This is a genomic window from Rufibacter hautae (assembly GCF_008271695.1).
Classification (GTDB): domain Bacteria; phylum Bacteroidota; class Bacteroidia; order Cytophagales; family Hymenobacteraceae; genus Nibribacter; species Nibribacter hautae.
On the sequence record NZ_VKKY01000003.1, the window covers coordinates 1,066,267 to 1,082,177 of the forward strand.

Genomic DNA, 15,911 nt, shown 5'->3' on the forward strand with positions numbered 1-15,911 from the left:
TACGCCTGATTTTATAAAACAGGCCCTAAACCAGAAAACACCTGCGCCGCTATGGTAAAGGTGCTTTTTGGTTTAGGGTTCTCGGTTACAGGCTTACCTCCAGGGTGAGGGAGAAGGTGCGGGCCCTTGGGTACTGCACCGTGCCGTTTCCGTAGGCCACCTCAGGGTCTTGGCCAGAGTAGCCGGTGAGAACAAAGGCGTTCTGCACGGTGGCGGTAAGGTTGAGTTGGGCTTTGTCTTGCAGGATTTTCCCGAAATCATAGCCTACGCTGATGTACTCCATCCGGAGGAAAGAGGCGTTCTCCAGGTAATAGTCTGAGAAAGGTTGCTGGAAGTTGAAGTTGGTTTCCAGCACGCTGGAAGATAGGTTCTGGAGCCCAGACGAATTTCTGAAGCTGTTATGAAAACCGGTTTCTGCTGCGTGGCGGTTGTAGGCATAGGCTCCCAACTGTGCCCTGACCATGAAGCCCAAACTCCACTGGTTGTACGTTGCCTGCGAGGTAAATCCCAGCAGGCTTTTAGGTCTGGCGCTGTGGTAGATTCGCTGGTCTTCGGGGCCGAAGGTGCCGTTATTGTTTACGTCCTCGTATTGCCCTTCCACCGGAGATCCGTTATTGTATTTCTGCACATACACTGAATAGGCATCCAGTTCATGTCCGGGGGTGTTGACGTACCTGGGATTGGAAAAAGCCAGCAGAAAGGTTCTTGCCCCGTAAGCCCCCATGGGGCCGGAGACCAGTTTATTCTTGGCGTAAGAGGCGTTCAATGCCAGAACCCATTTTGTCTTTTCTGAGTCCAGCGCCAGGTACTGGAGCGAAACTTCGCCGCCTTTGGTTTGCGCCTCGCCGCCGTTGGCCAGCACGTAGGAGAAGCCGTTGTTGGTATTGGGGAAGGTTCTATAGCTTAACAGGTCATCGGTTTTCTTTAAGAACAAGTCCAGGCTCGCATTGATACGGGTGCCCCAAAGACCGACATCAGCCCCCAGATTAAAGGACGTGGTTTTCTCCCAGGTTAGGTCTGGGTTGGGATATGCGCTGGAGTTGGTGCCGGTATTGAAAGGGTTAAAACTAGGAAGCAGCGGAGTGTTGCCTTGCACGCCGTAGCTGGTCCTGAGTTTCAAATAGGAGAGGACGGGTTGGTTTTTTAGAAATTCTTCCTCTGAAAGAAGCCACCCAAGGCCCAAGGCTTTGGAGGTGAAGTCTCTGTTCTGCTCAGCAAATAGAGGGCTTTGGTCACCCCGGGCGGAGGCGGTCAGGAAATACCGTCCTTTGAACCCGTACTGCAAACTCCCGAAGAAAGCTTTATAGGCATCGTTTGTTTCATAGAAGTACCCAGATCCCAGGTTACCCCCCGGTTCAGAAACAGAATTCAGGAAGAATTTGTCGGTGATTTTCTGGGCCGAATAGCCTGCCGTAAGGTCTACCTGGCTTTTAAGCTTCTCCAGCGGTGCGGCGTAGGTGAGGTAGAACTCGGTCTGTCGGTTTTTGCGGGTGTGCCCAAACTCAGCTACGTTGATGGAAGAACCAGGTGGGATAGCGTAGGTGTAGTTGTTGTCCCTGCCATCGGCGGTTTGATGGTTATAGCCCAGATTGATATGGGCGGTGAGGGCTGGCAGAAAATGAAGACGGTACGCCAGGTGCGCGTTGCCAAACTTCCTCTCTGAGTCTACGCCCGAGGTGGAGCGCTCCAAAAGGCCCAGAGGATTCAAAGGGGCAAACGCCTCGGGCTTGCCAGCGCCATCGCGCCATTCAAAGTATTCGCCGTTGGAGCCGTACACTGGTTGAGTAGGGTTAAAGTTCACCACGGCATTGATCAGCCGTTGGTGAGGCGAGCGGGTCTCTCCTTTGATCCCTTTTAAACTGACATCCAGTTTCAGGTGGTCCTCAAAAAAGGAAGGGTTTAAAGTAAGGGCCGCGGACTTCCGTTTAAAGTAGCTGTTGGTAAGGATTCCGTTTTGATGGAGGTAGCCTACCGCCACCCGGTAAGGAAGGAAACCTATGGTGCCGCCCAGGCTCAGGTGCTGGTCATGGCTGACGGCGTTCTCGTAAACCACGTCCTGCCAATCTGTGTTGGCAGAGCCGATCCTGCTTTTTTGTTCCTGAGTGCCGCGTTGGGTCACCACCTGCCTGAATTCCTCGGCGGAAAGCACGTCTACTTTTTTGGGCAGGGTGGAAAGGGCCACCTGTGACCGGAAATCTACCTGTAGTTTCCTGTTCTCTGATCCGCGTTTGGAGGTTAAGAACAGCACCCCGTTCACCCCGCGGGAGCCGTACATCCCCGTGGCCGCGGCATCTTTCAGAAAAGTGACAGAGGCAAGATCCTGCGGGTTGAGGAGGGCCAGCGCAGACACCAACTCTTCCTCTGCCTCGCTTTCCAGAAGAACGCCGTCCAGCACAACTAAAGGCTCATTCCGGCCTGCCAGGGTAGCGTTTCGGTACTGCTGCACCAGAAAGTCAGCGCCGGGTGCTCCCGACAAACCCGTTATCTGTACCCCCGCGATCTGCCCCGAGATAAGTTGCTGGGGAGACACCACCAAACCCTGGTTGAACTGCCTGGCAGAAATTGTTTGCGAGGCGCCGGTGGTCTGCTGTTTTTTCTGGAGGCCATATCCTACCTGCACCGAGTCTGAGACATCTTGAACAGTATTTTGTCTGGCTGCGGAGGCCTGCGGGAAGCAAAGGGCAGCCAGCGTAAAGGCAGTTGAGGAAAGAAAGATAGTCTTGCGAAAACGAGCGAAGTAGACGTTTGGCATAGGGTAGCGGAATAAAGATTTTGCAGAGCAAAATACACTTTTGTCCTTAAACTTTTATGCCACTAACCCTGGAACTGTTTTAGCCTTGATTTTCGGTAAACAGGCCTAAAAGAGCCGCTACCTGGTTTCTTTCTTTTCTTCTTTGCGCTGCTCTTTGGCTTCTTTCTTTTCCTGCTTTTCGGCTTTCTTCTCGGCCTTTTTGGCTTCCTTCACTTTCTTCAGTTGCTGCACCACGTTGATCTTGCCGGTCTTTACGGCATCCATGTGGATGGTGCCCACCACATCACTTTTGGGCTCCAGCACCATGTAGGTTTTCATGTTGTAGCGCCAAACGTGGTCTCCCGTCAGGGTCTTGAAAGTGGTTTTCAGAGGTTTCTTCACGTCAGACACAGCCTGAATCTGGATGGGGGTTACGCTTTGGGATTTTATCAGGTAGTCTTTCACGGTGCCGCCCACAGAGCTCATCTTGTCGGGGAAGTTGAGGGTCATCTTCATATCCCGGATGTAGAAATCAAACTCATTGGGGTTGTCCAGGCTCATGGTCATAACCATCTCCATCTCGTCCAGGCCAAAATCGGTGATCTTGAGGTTGGTGACCTCGGCGCCGGGCACCGCCGGGATCACCATGTCCAGGGATTCAGCTATGTCAAATTTGCGGCGGCCCAGCAGCGGGATATCGGTATAGGCTTGGATATATGCCCTTACCTTTTCGCCTTCCTTCACCTGGCGGCGGACCAGCTCGCGGGTCTTGTTGTGGTCCATGGTCATCGGGAATTTGATGGTCTGCTTCCCCTGCTTGGCATCGCGCTCAAAACTCTTCTGGCCGTGCGCCACGCTTTTATTGTAGAGCTTGAAGTTGTACGACATGCTGTCTACGAAGCTGGAGACCAGGGAGGGTTCCACATCCATGAGCACGTTCATGGTGGCGGTTTTCTCTCCAATTTTGGTATCGGTGATCCGGATGTTGTCAATTTTGGGTGCTAGAAAGGAGATCAGCTTTTTGGTAGGCGTAGTGGCGATAACTACTCCAGCGGCTACCACCAGGGCTAAAAATATCAGAAAAGCAATGGTGAATCCTTTTTTCATGGCATGCTAATTTTCAGTGGCCCTCTGAGCCAAGGTTGTGACTTATTGGCTACGCTTCTGTAAAATTAGGGTTGATTAACGCTTGATAATTAGGTATTTATTCAGCTTTCCTAGGATTTGACCGGAGAGTGTCTGTTTGCAGAGCAACGGTCAACAGTCCTGAAATTATCTGTCCCTTAGATAATCTCTCACAAACTGCTACATTAGCTTAACCTATAGGACTGTACAGCCTACATGCAAGTCCAAAAGCACACTACAGGAGTTGCGTGCATTGTGCAGATAACCGTATGTTGACTTGTATATAGTAGTTAGGTGCAATTCATAATATGGGAGAAGAAATAATAAACAATATTCTGGAATTAGTAAAAGCTAAAAAATCTCCTGAAGAAATAAGTTTAAGTCTAGGTCGCATTGCGGAGTTCGAAGAATTCAGCGATGGAGTAAACCAAAGTAGATTTGTAGTAGATTCAAAGCTTGGACTAAAGCAAACTCTTGTCGCAGTTAATAATTCCGGACTACTCGATTGGATAAGCTTAGACGGGAAAGACCTCAAATTACCTTTTAAGTATCTTGAAAACTTAGCCTTGCAAACTAGAAAACATTACAACACCTATGATAGCGTTACAGATGTTCAGTTTGTCTTTTATCCAATGAAAGAGCATACAATCAATAGTGTATTTACTTGGATAGATGAATCAATAGTAAATCGAAAGAAGAAGGAGGAATTATTTTTAGACAATGTTATTCTTCATTTATCAAAAGATAAAGTCCCTATGCCTTCCAGAGAGTGGGTTTATATGGTGGATGTTCCAGAAGATAAACTAAAGCAGAACAATCAACATATTAGTGAAATGTTGAATACGGGAATAACTCTAATTGAAGATGAATCTTTACCTAATACATCTAAAATTAGTTTTATTTCTAAACTTAAAAATCTTTTTAAATAAAAGAATAGCACCTAACAACGCCTAAACGTCAGCCTTCGACTGACAGCCTCGCCCGCCGTTTAGCCTAACCGTTGGCCAAAATATATAATATGAAATCTCTTTTAGTGTTCTTGTCAATAGCTTTACTTTTCCAAGGCTCTAGCGCTCAAAAGCTGGAATCATCATTCAACAAGCTGAAAAGTGCTGACACTAAAGAAAACCAGATTCATTACTTCAACCTATTTCCTTGCGACTTTCAGGCATTTAAGCGGACATTCGATTATGTGAGTGATAAGTCAGGGCCGCTGTATGAAAAGTCCTTCGATTACATTTCCACTTTTTATGCACTTGACAAGATTTCAAAAAAAGATAAACTCCAAAAGGCAATAAACATAGGTATAAACGGAAAGTGGGAAGCTGACGCCATCGGCAAACTTCAGCACGACTTGGAGCCTCTTGTACTGGCAAATGTGGACTTGACTTACCAAATCTTGAAGGGAATGCAACCAATGGAGATAGAATCTTTCTTTTTTTTCCTATTCAGTGGCCCACATCCACGTGATTTTATTCCGACTCAGCTTCATAAGTTAAAAGGTTTAGATAAGAACTTCTACAGCCATATTTCAAATGGCCACAGAAAAGCAATAAAGGATAGTGAACACTAGAAAAGTACGTTGGGCAAAATAGAAATTATAAAAAATGGGAATATTAGACATTTTTAAAAAGCCTACCATAATAGAAGATGACTTCTTTGGAAAACTTAGATTCAGGAAAACGAATGACTCTGAAAATAGCTATTTTGAAGGTAAAGGTTTGTTTGGACCGACTGGAAAAGAAATAGAATTTATCATCAAGGGTAAAGAAAGCGGACCAGAGCTGAAGCAGAAAGAATTTTATAATTGGGTTCAGGAGAATTACAGAGAGTTGATAACTAGGCTCACGCCATTAGTGGAAGAGGAGTTTGGCAACTGGAAAGAGAGCTTTAAAATCAAGAACTTCGACAAAGAATTTAAATTAGTAGGAATTACTATACCCAGACATTGCAAAACAACTATGGAATGGGATATATCATTTGACACAATTCATGATGAAAACCATCAAGTAACAGTGGACTTCATAGGAAAAGAACCACAAGGAGTCTTGATAGACGGTTAAAAACTACTTCGCACAATATAGTATAAACGGCAGCTACGACCGACGGCCTTGCCACCGCTTACACAAGCAAGTTAGATGACAATGAAATAAAAATCATGGTAAAGATTTTATCTACAAAAAGATTACTATTGATAGTACTCATATTGGTGCTATGGTCATTATTTACCGATTCACCCCAACAAAAGGGAGGAGTTGATAGATATATGAACTATGCCATGCTTTTTTTTATAACTGCTCCTTCTATTGTTTATGTCTTCCCCCTGAGAAGCTTCATCACACTGGAGAAAATACTGTACTCAATGATTTTCTCTTTTTTCGGTTTCCTAATTGGCGGTACTTTCACCGTAAACGTTCTTGAGCAGCTATTTGGCTCTGATTATGATATAACTCTTTCTAATTTAAGGCTTTCAAGTGTGGGAGCAAACCTCATATTTTACTTAATTTCCAATCTTTGCTCAATTGGCCCGTTATTAATTATTCAAACTTTTAAAGATAGGAACGTTTTACAGGCGATATGATTTTAAACAGTTTTCCTGAAAGAAGACCTAAAATAGGATAGGAAAACACCGACTCCCAACGTCTAGTGTAAACGATGTTATAAATGGAGCAAGAGAAATTTACCGAATTAGTTATTTCTAAGTTTCAAACAATACTGCCCGGATTTATTGACGCTTTAAGATTAAATGATGATAAATCAGCAGACCTTGAATGTCAAAGTAAAAGCGGAAAGTTAAAATTGATTCTAACTACTTTTGGCAATGAAATTACTCTTGGTTTTGCTGCGCAGACAGGAAAGCTGGAATGGCATATACATATGAATATGTATGGGGCTGAAACACCAGGGCAGGAACTGGAAATAGCACTTGAACTTGTGACTGAAATAATTAAGGATAAAAGAAGAATAGTTTATTCAAGTGAACTAGGGTATTTCTTGACGGAGGATGTAGACGACCTTGATGATTTTATTTATGACGGTGAAAAACTAGAACTTGTGTACTGGAGTGAATTATAAAAAAACATTGCCTAAAGAGGCATATGCAAAAATCTTGCTCCGCTGCGGTCTTTGCATATGCTAACCGTAAAAGCTAGTTTTTTACTGTAATCAGGTTTCCATCCTTAATCAACAAAATAGCATTCATGATTTACATAGACGACTTTATCCAAGGCTTTTCTGAAACTTTCCCAAATGAAAAGGATTTACAGCCATGGGAGATAACCGATAACCTTAAAGAAATTTTGCATATAATGATTTTACAGCTTGGTGAAGATTATAACATTGAGGATGGTGTAGCTGTGCATAAAACCGCTGTAGTTGAAAAAGGGGTTGTAATGAAAAGCCCAGTAATAGTAAACCGCAACTGCTATATCGGGGCTAATGCCTATTTCAGAGAAGGCGTTTACCTTGACAAGGCTGTTAAAGTCGGGCCAGGTTCTGAAATAAAAAGCAGTATAATTTGCGCAGAAACTGCGGTGGCGCATTTCAATTACATTGGCAATAGTATAATAGGTAAATGCATAAATTTTGAAGCGGGTTCTATTGCCGCCAATCACTATAACGAAAGAACTTCAAAGAAAATCTCGGTTGTACATGACGATGCCATTATTGAAACAGGTACAGAAAAATTCGGATCTTTGGTTGGCGATCATTCCAGGATAGGCGCAAATGCGGTACTATCTCCTGGTACCATACTAAAGAAGAACAGTATTGTAAAAAGGCTTGAATTAATAGAGCAGTACAAAGCTTAATAATTAACTAGCCGGACTTTTATATTCTGCATTTATGGCTATCAAAGAAAGAGGCAGATTTTATAAATAAAGGCAAAAAACGCCAGCACCTAACATTATATAAACGGCTTCTCGGCCGATGACCTTACATGCCTCATGCACTAGGCATTGGTCATGATTCTCAAATATGAAACAAGCGCTAGCCATTTTATTGATTCTGTTGCTTTCAAGCTGCCATAGTATGAAGAGCAGGTCAGAGGAGCCTAAAGCAGTAGAATTTGACACAAAGAAGTATTATGTAGGTGACATAATCAATATAAAAAGAGAGGAGATTGACTTCCAAACCACCAAAGGTTTCAATCCTCCTACCATAGAAATTAGCGAAGGAAACTACATCATAAGAGTAGGTAAAAACGATGTTATCAAACAACTTAGACTCCTGGCCTCAGAAGCGGACAGCCTTGAATTTATAGATCATAAAAAGGCTTTTGAAATTTCTATAAATTATTTAGTATCAAGAGAGAAGGTGGCCTTTGATCACATCTGGTCATGGGCCGCGGAAGATGCTTTCCAGTGGGATGAAGTTGAAAGGCAAGATGACCAACGGGTAGTTAGGTATGTGTTGCGAGACCAGATATGCATGCTGTTAGAGTCTGGTAGGTTTCAGTTGATAGAGGATGGGAAAAAGCAGAAGGTTTACTATTTCCAAAGAGTAGACAGCAACAATGGCAATGTGAAGGGAGTGTTTTCTAAAAGCAATCAGATGATATGGATCTGTCCTCCTTTTGAAATTGATTAATTAGAATCAGATAAACCTTGACAAACAACACCTACAACACGTTGAAGTACACTATAGACCAGTGTATGGTGGAGCAGTAATGGATCCTGATTATTCAAAGAGTAAACCAGAGTTCTTCGCTTTGATGGTGGTATTGTGCACAATTGCGGCACTGGTGACCAACAATCCCAATTTAAGGACCTCCAGCCCAATATAAAGGTAATGCAGGTTACTCCCTGGCGCCGTGTTCCCGGCGATGACAGCCAGCGTCCGGACATCCAGAACCGGCAATAACCAGAACGTCTGCAGCAGCAGAATACCGGTCAGCAAGCCAAGCAGAGTCCATTCTTTTCTGGTGCCATGGTTGAAAAACAAGCCCAGCAGCGCCACGGTGCACAGCACAAGTTCCACCTTGTTCATCACCCCAAATACCAGCCGTCCTATTCCCAATCCTAGAGCCAGGGTAATCCCGGGCGCGGTGAATTTCACGGGAGCCTCAATAAAAGAGATGCCAACAACCATCCCGGCCCAGAGGAGCAAGGCGGCAATGGTAACGAACGTAAGGGGATGGGAACGCATGAAGTTAGATAGTTCTGAGTCTTGAGTTCTGAGTGCAGCCAGTAAACATTGTGGAAAGAACGGGTTTTAAGGTTGTTTTCCGGAAATCAGCCCTAAAACCATTACTTCTTTCCAATTCTGAGGCTTCCTTTCATTCGCAAAATTAACAGGCAGCAAGTTAATGTGGTGGCCTGATTTCAACTAGCGGACATCATGCCCTGTTTTCCACTCTCGCTACTTAGAGATAATTATGACAGATCACGTAAGGCATCCGCAATAAAGGCTGATTCCGGATAAGCAGCGTTTTACTGCCGTTTTCCTGAAAAGAGCCTCGAAATGGAATCTTACAAAATCAATGGTTTGCTGATATTCAATTTATGGAGGCTCTAAGCAAACTCAACAAAATAGGGTAAGCGAGACTTGGACTAGAAAAGGGCTTTGAGGTACAGGATGATAGGCCGAGGAGATAAAAAAATAGGCCTTCAATCCTAGATTTTCCTTAAAAGGAATTTAGGAGCTGCCTTCTGGGGAGTCGCTGGCAGGTATCAACCAATCTGGGGCGGGGCGCGTAATAACAGCAATTTGGGTAAATTGTTTTAGTCCTATATAGTAATAGAGGTAGAGCATCGCCCAGCTATTTCCCTCAACCCTAAAAGACTTCGCATGCATCGCAGCGGCTATTTTATCTTTTACCTGTCTTGCTTTCTCCTGCTGGCTACCAGTTGTCAGGATTTTCCCAAAGATCCGGAGAAAACGCTGGAGCAGGTCTCCAATGGTACCCTTAAGGTGGGCTACTCAGAGAATCCGCCCTGGGTGGTGAAAGGTCCCGAGGGGCCCACCGGCATTGAGGCAGAGCTGGTCAGGGGATTCGCCAAAACCCTCAACGCCAAAGTAGAGTGGCAGAACGATACTGAGCAGAACCTGCTGGAGGACCTGGAGGAAAAAAAACTGCACCTGGTCATTGCCGGCATCACCGACGATTCTCCCTGGAAATCCAAAATCTCCTTTACCCGGCCTTACACCGAAATGGCTAAAAAGAAACACGTTCTCTGCGTGGTCATGGGCGAGAATGCCTTCATCGTGAAGCTAGAGAAGTTCCTGCACCAGCAGCAGTCCACCCTTGAAAACCGTTTGCAGCCATGAAACCGATCAACCGATTTGAGTACCCCCCAGAACTGCAGCCGGTTTTCGCCAAAGCCAAGAAACTGGAGTGGATCAGCGTGTTCTACCTCATCTCCACCTCGGTGGTGGTGTACCTGACCATGGGCAACTCCCAGGCCATGAAAACGGCTTATTTTGAGGATATCCTCAGTCTTACTCCGTCCATCTCTTTCCTGATTGCCGCGCGCATTTTCCACAAGCGCCCCAACAAGGATTTTCCCTATGGCTACCACCGGGTAGTGACCATTGCTTTTCTGTGCGGGGCGCTGGCCTTGTTCTCGGTAGGCGCGTTCCTTATTTTCGATGCCGCCTCCACGCTCATCAAACAGGAGCACCCCACCATCGGGATCAAGGTCATCTTCGGGCATGAAGTGTGGCTGGGATACCTCATGATTGCGGCCATGGTGTACAGCACCATCCCGTCTATGATCCTGGGCCGCATGAAGCTGCCCTTGGCCAAAAAGCTGAACGAGAAAAACCTCTACACAGACGCGGATATGAACAAAGCCGATTGGATGACCGGGGCCGCCGCCATTCCCGGTATTCTGGGGATTGGTATGGGCTGGTGGTGGGCAGACTCGGTGGCGGCCCTCATCATTGCCCTGGACATTTTATGGGACGGCTACACTAACCTGAAACAGGCCATTTTCGATCTCATGAACCAGATTCCTAAAAACGTGGATGACCGGCACACAGATCCTTTGCTCTTACAGGTGGAACAGAAGCTGAAGCACCAACCCTGGATAAAGGAACACGCGTTCAGGATGCGCGAGGAAGGGCACATTTACCTGGGCGAGGCGTTTGTGGTGCCCCATGAGCACGATGGGCAACTGACCATGCGCATAGAGAAACTGGCCCAGGAGGTCAGTGACCTCAACTGGCGGATTCAGGAATTCCTGATCATGCCGGTGCAAGAACTTCCCCAAACCAACGCCCAGGAGGGGAGACCCGGCCAGAACAACCCCGAGATCACCTGATGGCCCATACGCCATAAAAAAAGCCTTCCTGAAACTCAGGAAGGCATTTTTTATGGCTAGGTGGATGAGCTTAGTCAATCTTCTCGTCTACCTTTTTCACTCCTTTTTTGGTGGTGTTCTTCACGGCTTTTCCGGCTTTCTTCGCGCCTTTGGCTGTAGCCTTGGCGCCGCTTACCGCCAGGTTCTTGGTGCCTTTGCCCACAGATTTAGCGCCGTGGCCTACCTGGTTCACCCCGGTTTTTGCCCGCTCCTTGTTAGTGGTTTTCACCTGAGTGGTATCTTGCACCGGGTGATCAGAGGCTTGCGCCGTATTCATTTGCAGACCGGCCGCCAAAAACAAAGCCGCCAAAAATGTTACCTTTTTCATATCCTTTAGAGTTAAGTTCTACATCAATTGCAGGTTATAAAACGAATTGAAAACCGGATGGTTGCTCCATATTTGCCTCTTAGGCCCATTTTGCGCTTTCGAGCGTGCCGTTTTAAAGCCAATTTTACCGAAACCTGTGCAAAGCAGATGGAGACTCTGGCATGTGCCAAAATGTAACCTTTTCGTTTTGGAGGTGTTTCTGATAAACTGGCCCTGAAACGGGAGTTCAGAAAATGACCTGCCAGTTGATCCTGGCGCTGAAACCAAAAGAACCAAAGAATGACCAACCACGATTTTATAACTTTGTCCGTCACTGATGGCACCCCCATGGAGGCCTACGTGGCGCTGCCCGAGGGAGCAGGTCCTTTCCCTGCCATCATTGTTTTACAGGAGGCTTTCGGGGTGAACGGCCACATCAGGAGTATTGCGGACCGGCTTTGCGGGGAAGGGTACGCCGTCATCGCCCCAGATCTGTTTCACCGCACCGGCAGACGGCTGGAGATCAACTACGCAGATTTTGCCTCGGCCATGCCGCATTACCAGGCCATCACAAAAGAAGGCCTAACCGCTGATTTGCAGGCTTCCTATGCCTGGCTACAGGAACAACCTGCCGTGCAGCAGTATAAAATCGGCAGCATAGGTTTTTGCCTGGGCGGACGGGTGTCTTTCATTGCCAATACGGTTTTGCCCCTGGTGGTGGCGGTGTCTTACTACGGCGGTGGGCTGGACACGCTGGCTTCTGAGGCGGTTCACCTGCACGGGCCGCACCTGTTCTTCTGGGGCGGCAAAGACGCGCATATTCCGCAGGAGAAAATTGACACCATCATCAATGCGGTGAAAGAAGCCGGCAAAGACTACATCAATACTGTAATCTCGTACGCAGACCATGGTTTCCACTGCGATGAACGAGCCAGCTACCACCCGCTGGCCGCCAAAGAAGCCTGGGCCACTACCCTTACTTTCCTCGCCAATCGGTTAAAAGCCTGATTTCTCTGGAATAAATCGGATTTATCCAGTCTGAAGCCGCAGTGCGCAGACCTGAACCAAAGTAACCTTACCTTTACCCCATGGAGTTAAGACAAAGAATTATGAAATGGCTGTACCCGTTGGTCATGCGGTTGTCTAAGTCAACCAAGAACGGGAAGATTCTGGAGAACCGGCAGCAGGTGCCGCCGGCCCAGCCTTTCTACGCGCTACAGGCCACCCTCAATAACGGCAGCCCGCTGGATTTCAGTCAGTTCAGAAACAAGAAAGTCTTGCTGGTGAACACGGCTTCCAACTGCGGGTACACCGGCCAGTACGAGGAGTTGCAGCAGCTGCATGAAGAGCAGAAAGAGAATCTGGTGATCATCGGGTTTCCGGCCAATGATTTTAAGGAGCAGGAGAAAGACAATGATGCCGCCATCTCCCAGTTCTGCCAGGTGAATTTCGGGGTGACGTTTCCGCTGGCCAAAAAGAGCGTGGTGGTGAAAAATCAAGGGCAGAACCCGGTGTATGACTGGCTTTCGCACGCCCAGAAAAACGGCTGGAACGAGCACCAACCCGACTGGAACTTCAGCAAGTATCTGGTGGACGAGCAAGGCAACCTCACGCATTACTTCGGGCCGGCCGTGTCGCCGGTAGGCGAGGAAATCAAGGCCGCGCTCCAACAGAAGCCAAAGCGCTAGATCTAAGCCTGTTTTACAGAAAACGCCCCTAAAACGCGATTACAGTGCGTTTTAGGGGCGTTTTTGTTGAAAGAGCCTTTTCTCGGGGGCTCAGATTTGTTCGGTGTTGAATTTCTGGGCGGTTTCCTGCACTTGCCTCAGCACGTTGGTGAGCACTGGGCTGGTGTCTTCCCGGCGCCAGGTCACGTACAGGTTGGCCTTGTGCGGCAGGTGGATGAACCGCACATCGGGCGGCGCCCCAAACGAGTAGGAACTGGGTAAGACGGTGACGCCCAAACCCCGGGCCACCAGGCTCAAGATCATGCCCCCGAAATCTGATTCAATGTACACATTGGGCGTGAAGCCGTACTCGTTGAAGATTTGCCGCAGGCTGTTGACGTAGAACGTCTGGTGGTGCAGGCCAGAGAGGATGAACTTCTCATCTTTCACCTCCTGCAGCCCCTGGAAATTCTCCTGCTGCAACCGGTGATGCTGGGGCACCACCAGGGCAAAATGCTCTGAGTACAGGCTGATAGACTGCAGGGCGGGGTTCTCGGCGGGGTCTCTCCTGAAGGCCAGGTCTATCTGGTAGTTGAGCAGCAGTTGCTCAAAGCTGATGTCGGTGGGTTCCACCAGTTCCACCTTCAGTTCGGGCAAGGTCTGCGCGATGCCGGTGATGAACTCGGGCAGGAAACCGTACGCCACCGATCCCGGGTACCCGATGGAAATGGACCCATAGGCGCCCTCGTGAATTTTGCGGGCCTGCCGGTGCATGCGGTTGATCTCCTCCAGCAGGGGCAGCCACCGGTCGCGCAGGAAAACGCCAGCCTGGGTGAGCTTCACGTTCCGCTTGCTGCGCTCAAAAAGCTGCACCCCCAAATCCTCTTCCAACGCCTTGATCTGCCGGCTCAGCGCCGACTGCGTAATGAACATTTTCTCAGAGGTATTCCAGAAATGGAGCTCCTGCGCCAGGGCCAGAAAATACTTTATTTGTTGCAGCTCCATGGCCCCTGATTTGGTTTATGCATTAGTCAACCCGATATTGGCATTTTTAGAACGAAGCAGCCGCCTTTCCTTTGCCTTAAACAAACAAAGATAAGATGGTAACGCTCCCAAAATACATACAAGAAGCCATTGGTTGGACCGGGGCGCTTTTTTCCCTGTCGGCCTTTAGCCTCAACAGCCTCAACGTCATCGGCAGCCAGTCTGTGGAATATTTGTCCATGAACATGATTGGTTGCTTTTTCTTGATTATCTATGCGGTAAACAAGAACGCGCACGCCAGTTGGGTCTTGAACTCCATCTGGCTGCTCATGACGGCGGTGGCCTTGGTGAAGGCTTTTTTGACCTGATTTCCAGCGGGAGGCTAGAAAAGGAACATCCTTTTCGCCTGCCTGAGAGGAGGGACCCAGACCGCTTCTGTTACCGCAGAAAGTGGTTTTAGAATTTTTTACGTAGATTAAAAGAGTTTCTGACTCATGTTCATGGCCAGGGCGTGAATCAGGAAATCAAGAAGGATGACTTACGAAGACTTAGTTACGAGTGCCTGTAAATGGATTCTGACGGAGGGCAGTTGCGCCGCCGCCTTTAAAGAGTTTGCCGATGGAGAGGAAACCGGGCCGCTCCCGGATGTGATTGGGATTGGCTCTTTTGGCCGGAGTATTTTCCTGAAGGCCTACGTTTCCAGGGCAGATTTTGAAAAAGACGTGCAAAACAACGCCTGGCAAACGCCCGGCCAAGAGATGGGAAGGTACCGTTTCCTGTGCGTCCCCACCGATGAGATACAGGAAACCGAGGTGCCCGCCAACTGGGGACTTATCTACGTGAACGAGGCCAGGCAGCCCACCTGCGTCCTGAATCCCTACAATCCCAACAACGGCGATTTCTGGCGCAACGGCTTTGAAGACCACCTGCTCTACGACCTCCTCACCCAAAATGAGAAACTGTACGCCTCCTGCCGCCGCCTTCGCTACAAAGCGGTCATCCATTTTCAATAGAAAGGCGCTGCGCGGATTTGGGCTTGTTTTTCAAAAGAGTATATAGCAGTTACGGGCGCTTCAGGGAAATTATTTGGTATTAAGCACACATTTAGAATAATTGACAAAAGGATTCATCGCCGCCGGGTTATTTGCCACTTTGGTGTTACTCTCAGTATATCTTTTTAGGGCTAACAGTCAAACAGAAACCATATCTATAAATTATGAAGAAGAGATAATATCAGACCCATCATTGGACCCTTCAATAGTTGCGGTTTTTGATGAAGATGGAAATCTTGAGTATTCCCGACAAGACACTGCAAGGGAGACCACAAAACAGGTGAACACTTCATTAAATGGTTTGGTATTCTACAAATTAGCACACGGCAAAAACAAGGGATACGTAAAGACAGAAGTTTTTAAGTATGATTACAGAAAGGAGGATTATTATGTCACTTTCAGTAACGATACAGTATCTGCTTCCACGCCATTCAAAGCATCTATCAGTTTAAGTTCTGTTGAAGGCGAGAGTGCCTACGTGACAATCAGCCACCCAGAAGATTATAGTGTTGAAAAGGAAGAAGGTGAATTTGGGGTAAAGTTTATCTATAAGGCTAAATCGCCGCAAGTTGGGGTGAATACTTTCGAGGGAAAAATAACCCTGCAAGAAAAGCAGTACCCAATTAGATTCAATTACTATTTCAAATAGAAGCTCAGGACAAGGTAGTGGTAAATAACCCTAAATGGTGGCTTCAGCAGCACTTTCACTTATTTGCCGGTAGTTTCAGTTTCAAGCTTCTAAAT

19 protein-coding genes are annotated in these 15,911 nt (G+C 47.3%); 14 read left to right on the top strand and 5 right to left on the bottom strand.

The genetic code is table 11. The annotated features are described in order from the left end of the window. Nucleotides 1-85: 85 nt before the first annotated feature. Complete coding sequence (locus FOA19_RS20850; RefSeq protein WP_149092765.1) at nucleotides 86-2,752, bottom strand: SusC/RagA family TonB-linked outer membrane protein; 2,667 nt, start codon at nucleotides 2,750-2,752, stop codon at nucleotides 86-88. Nucleotides 2,753-2,869: 117 nt separating this feature from the next. Beyond that, entirely contained in the window at nucleotides 2,870-3,838 is a 969-nt protein-coding gene (locus tag FOA19_RS20855) for a hypothetical protein (RefSeq protein WP_149092766.1), read from the bottom strand. A gap of 326 nt (nucleotides 3,839-4,164) precedes the next feature. Here FOA19_RS20855 and FOA19_RS20860 point away from each other — a divergent pair, with 326 nt between their 5' ends. The 7 genes from FOA19_RS20860 (at nucleotide 4,165) to FOA19_RS20890 (ending at nucleotide 8,443) form a co-directional block, all read left to right on the top strand. Beyond that, nucleotides 4,165-4,785 (top strand): hypothetical protein, encoded by a 621-nt coding sequence (locus tag FOA19_RS20860; RefSeq protein WP_149092767.1) that lies wholly within the window; start codon nucleotides 4,165-4,167, stop codon nucleotides 4,783-4,785. Nucleotides 4,786-4,874: 89 nt separating this feature from the next. Further along, nucleotides 4,875-5,429 carry a hypothetical protein gene (locus tag FOA19_RS20865; RefSeq protein WP_149092768.1) on the top strand — a complete coding sequence of 185 codons (555 nt, stop codon included), beginning with the start codon at nucleotides 4,875-4,877 and terminating at the stop codon, nucleotides 5,427-5,429. A 34-nt stretch (nucleotides 5,430-5,463) separates the two neighbouring features. Then, nucleotides 5,464-5,919: a hypothetical protein gene (locus FOA19_RS20870; RefSeq protein WP_149092769.1), complete on the top strand. Its 456-nt coding sequence runs from the start codon at nucleotides 5,464-5,466 to the stop codon at nucleotides 5,917-5,919. Nucleotides 5,920-6,014: 95 nt separating this feature from the next. Next, a complete protein-coding gene (locus tag FOA19_RS20875; protein WP_149092770.1) occupies nucleotides 6,015-6,437 on the top strand; it encodes a hypothetical protein in 423 nt (140 codons plus the stop codon). Between the two features lie 83 nt (nucleotides 6,438-6,520). Beyond that, nucleotides 6,521-6,931, top strand: coding sequence for a hypothetical protein (locus FOA19_RS20880; protein ID WP_149092771.1), 411 nt, complete (start codon nucleotides 6,521-6,523; stop codon nucleotides 6,929-6,931). Between the two features lie 125 nt (nucleotides 6,932-7,056). Continuing rightward, nucleotides 7,057-7,665 (top strand): DapH/DapD/GlmU-related protein, encoded by a 609-nt coding sequence (locus FOA19_RS20885; protein ID WP_149092772.1) that lies wholly within the window; start codon nucleotides 7,057-7,059, stop codon nucleotides 7,663-7,665. Nucleotides 7,666-7,885: 220 nt separating this feature from the next. After that, entirely contained in the window at nucleotides 7,886-8,443 is a 558-nt protein-coding gene (locus FOA19_RS20890) for a hypothetical protein (RefSeq protein WP_149092773.1), read from the top strand. Nucleotides 8,444-8,533: 90 nt separating this feature from the next. On the opposite strand, the gene FOA19_RS20895 is transcribed toward FOA19_RS20890, so the two are convergent. After that, entirely contained in the window at nucleotides 8,534-9,001 is a 468-nt protein-coding gene (locus FOA19_RS20895) for a hypothetical protein (RefSeq protein WP_149092774.1), read from the bottom strand. Nucleotides 9,002-9,643: 642 nt separating this feature from the next. Here FOA19_RS20895 and FOA19_RS20900 point away from each other — a divergent pair. Together FOA19_RS20900 and FOA19_RS20905 are read left to right on the top strand one after the other, a co-directional pair. Further along, nucleotides 9,644-10,123, top strand: coding sequence for a transporter substrate-binding domain-containing protein (locus FOA19_RS20900; RefSeq protein ID WP_149092775.1), 480 nt, complete (start codon nucleotides 9,644-9,646; stop codon nucleotides 10,121-10,123). Then, the gene (locus tag FOA19_RS20905; RefSeq protein WP_149092776.1) at nucleotides 10,120-11,118 is read left to right on the top strand and encodes a cation diffusion facilitator family transporter; all 999 of its coding nucleotides are present in this window, start codon (nucleotides 10,120-10,122) and stop codon (nucleotides 11,116-11,118) included. The genes FOA19_RS20900 and FOA19_RS20905 overlap by 4 nt, the downstream gene beginning before the upstream one ends. A gap of 70 nt (nucleotides 11,119-11,188) precedes the next feature. Here the strand turns inward: FOA19_RS20905 and FOA19_RS20910 are convergent, their stop codons facing one another. Continuing rightward, nucleotides 11,189-11,485, bottom strand: a complete 297-nt coding sequence (locus tag FOA19_RS20910) for a hypothetical protein (protein ID WP_149092777.1) — start codon at nucleotides 11,483-11,485, stop codon at nucleotides 11,189-11,191. Between the two features lie 279 nt (nucleotides 11,486-11,764). Here FOA19_RS20910 and FOA19_RS20915 point away from each other — a divergent pair, with 279 nt between their 5' ends. Both FOA19_RS20915 and FOA19_RS20920 read left to right on the top strand, forming a co-directional pair. Beyond that, complete coding sequence (locus FOA19_RS20915) at nucleotides 11,765-12,472, top strand: dienelactone hydrolase family protein (protein WP_149092778.1); 708 nt, start codon at nucleotides 11,765-11,767, stop codon at nucleotides 12,470-12,472. Nucleotides 12,473-12,573: 101 nt separating this feature from the next. Then, nucleotides 12,574-13,152 (top strand): glutathione peroxidase, encoded by a 579-nt coding sequence (locus FOA19_RS20920; protein ID WP_223809004.1) that lies wholly within the window; start codon nucleotides 12,574-12,576, stop codon nucleotides 13,150-13,152. Between the two features lie 90 nt (nucleotides 13,153-13,242). Here the strand turns inward: FOA19_RS20920 and FOA19_RS20925 are convergent, their stop codons facing one another. Further along, nucleotides 13,243-14,136, bottom strand: coding sequence for a LysR family transcriptional regulator (locus FOA19_RS20925; RefSeq protein ID WP_149092780.1), 894 nt, complete (start codon nucleotides 14,134-14,136; stop codon nucleotides 13,243-13,245). A 95-nt stretch (nucleotides 14,137-14,231) separates the two neighbouring features. Here FOA19_RS20925 and FOA19_RS20930 point away from each other — a divergent pair, with 95 nt between their 5' ends. The 3 genes from FOA19_RS20930 to FOA19_RS20940 all read left to right on the top strand — a co-directional run bounded on the left by FOA19_RS20930 (nucleotide 14,232) and on the right by FOA19_RS20940 (nucleotide 15,816). Further along, a complete protein-coding gene (locus tag FOA19_RS20930) occupies nucleotides 14,232-14,483 on the top strand; it encodes a CBU_0592 family membrane protein (protein ID WP_149092781.1) in 252 nt (83 codons plus the stop codon). A 165-nt stretch (nucleotides 14,484-14,648) separates the two neighbouring features. Beyond that, the gene (locus tag FOA19_RS20935) at nucleotides 14,649-15,128 is read left to right on the top strand and encodes a hypothetical protein (RefSeq protein ID WP_149092782.1); all 480 of its coding nucleotides are present in this window, start codon (nucleotides 14,649-14,651) and stop codon (nucleotides 15,126-15,128) included. A 100-nt stretch (nucleotides 15,129-15,228) separates the two neighbouring features. Continuing rightward, a complete protein-coding gene (locus tag FOA19_RS20940; protein ID WP_149092783.1) occupies nucleotides 15,229-15,816 on the top strand; it encodes a hypothetical protein in 588 nt (195 codons plus the stop codon). The last annotated feature ends 95 nt before the right edge of the window (nucleotides 15,817-15,911 follow it).

What these genes read in the sequence shown, in the direction of transcription:
- FOA19_RS20930 (WP_149092781.1), top strand. Translation starts at nt 14,232, where the DNA reads ATGGTAACGCTCCCAAAATACATACAAGAAGCCATTGGTTGGACCGGG.
- FOA19_RS20920 (WP_223809004.1), top strand. Translation starts at nt 12,574, where the DNA reads ATGAAATGGCTGTACCCGTTGGTCATGCGGTTGTCTAAGTCAACCAAG.
- FOA19_RS20900 (WP_149092775.1), top strand. Translation starts at nt 9,644, where the DNA reads ATGCATCGCAGCGGCTATTTTATCTTTTACCTGTCTTGCTTTCTCCTG.
- FOA19_RS20890 (WP_149092773.1), top strand. Translation starts at nt 7,886, where the DNA reads ATGAAGAGCAGGTCAGAGGAGCCTAAAGCAGTAGAATTTGACACAAAG.
- FOA19_RS20860 (WP_149092767.1), top strand. Translation starts at nt 4,165, where the DNA reads ATGGGAGAAGAAATAATAAACAATATTCTGGAATTAGTAAAAGCTAAA.
- FOA19_RS20875 (WP_149092770.1), top strand. Translation starts at nt 6,015, where the DNA reads ATGGTAAAGATTTTATCTACAAAAAGATTACTATTGATAGTACTCATA.
- FOA19_RS20895 (WP_149092774.1), bottom strand. Translation starts at nt 9,001, where the DNA reads ATGCGTTCCCATCCCCTTACGTTCGTTACCATTGCCGCCTTGCTCCTC.
- FOA19_RS20855 (WP_149092766.1), bottom strand. Translation starts at nt 3,838, where the DNA reads ATGAAAAAAGGATTCACCATTGCTTTTCTGATATTTTTAGCCCTGGTG.
- FOA19_RS20925 (WP_149092780.1), bottom strand. Translation starts at nt 14,136, where the DNA reads ATGGAGCTGCAACAAATAAAGTATTTTCTGGCCCTGGCGCAGGAGCTC.
- FOA19_RS20905 (WP_149092776.1), top strand. Translation starts at nt 10,120, where the DNA reads ATGAAACCGATCAACCGATTTGAGTACCCCCCAGAACTGCAGCCGGTT.
- FOA19_RS20870 (WP_149092769.1), top strand. Translation starts at nt 5,464, where the DNA reads ATGGGAATATTAGACATTTTTAAAAAGCCTACCATAATAGAAGATGAC.
- FOA19_RS20885 (WP_149092772.1), top strand. Translation starts at nt 7,057, where the DNA reads ATGATTTACATAGACGACTTTATCCAAGGCTTTTCTGAAACTTTCCCA.
- FOA19_RS20850 (WP_149092765.1), bottom strand. Translation starts at nt 2,752, where the DNA reads ATGCCAAACGTCTACTTCGCTCGTTTTCGCAAGACTATCTTTCTTTCC.
- FOA19_RS20880 (WP_149092771.1), top strand. Translation starts at nt 6,521, where the DNA reads ATGGAGCAAGAGAAATTTACCGAATTAGTTATTTCTAAGTTTCAAACA.
- FOA19_RS20865 (WP_149092768.1), top strand. Translation starts at nt 4,875, where the DNA reads ATGAAATCTCTTTTAGTGTTCTTGTCAATAGCTTTACTTTTCCAAGGC.
- FOA19_RS20910 (WP_149092777.1), bottom strand. Translation starts at nt 11,485, where the DNA reads ATGAAAAAGGTAACATTTTTGGCGGCTTTGTTTTTGGCGGCCGGTCTG.
- FOA19_RS20915 (WP_149092778.1), top strand. Translation starts at nt 11,765, where the DNA reads ATGACCAACCACGATTTTATAACTTTGTCCGTCACTGATGGCACCCCC.
- FOA19_RS20935 (WP_149092782.1), top strand. Translation starts at nt 14,649, where the DNA reads ATGACTTACGAAGACTTAGTTACGAGTGCCTGTAAATGGATTCTGACG.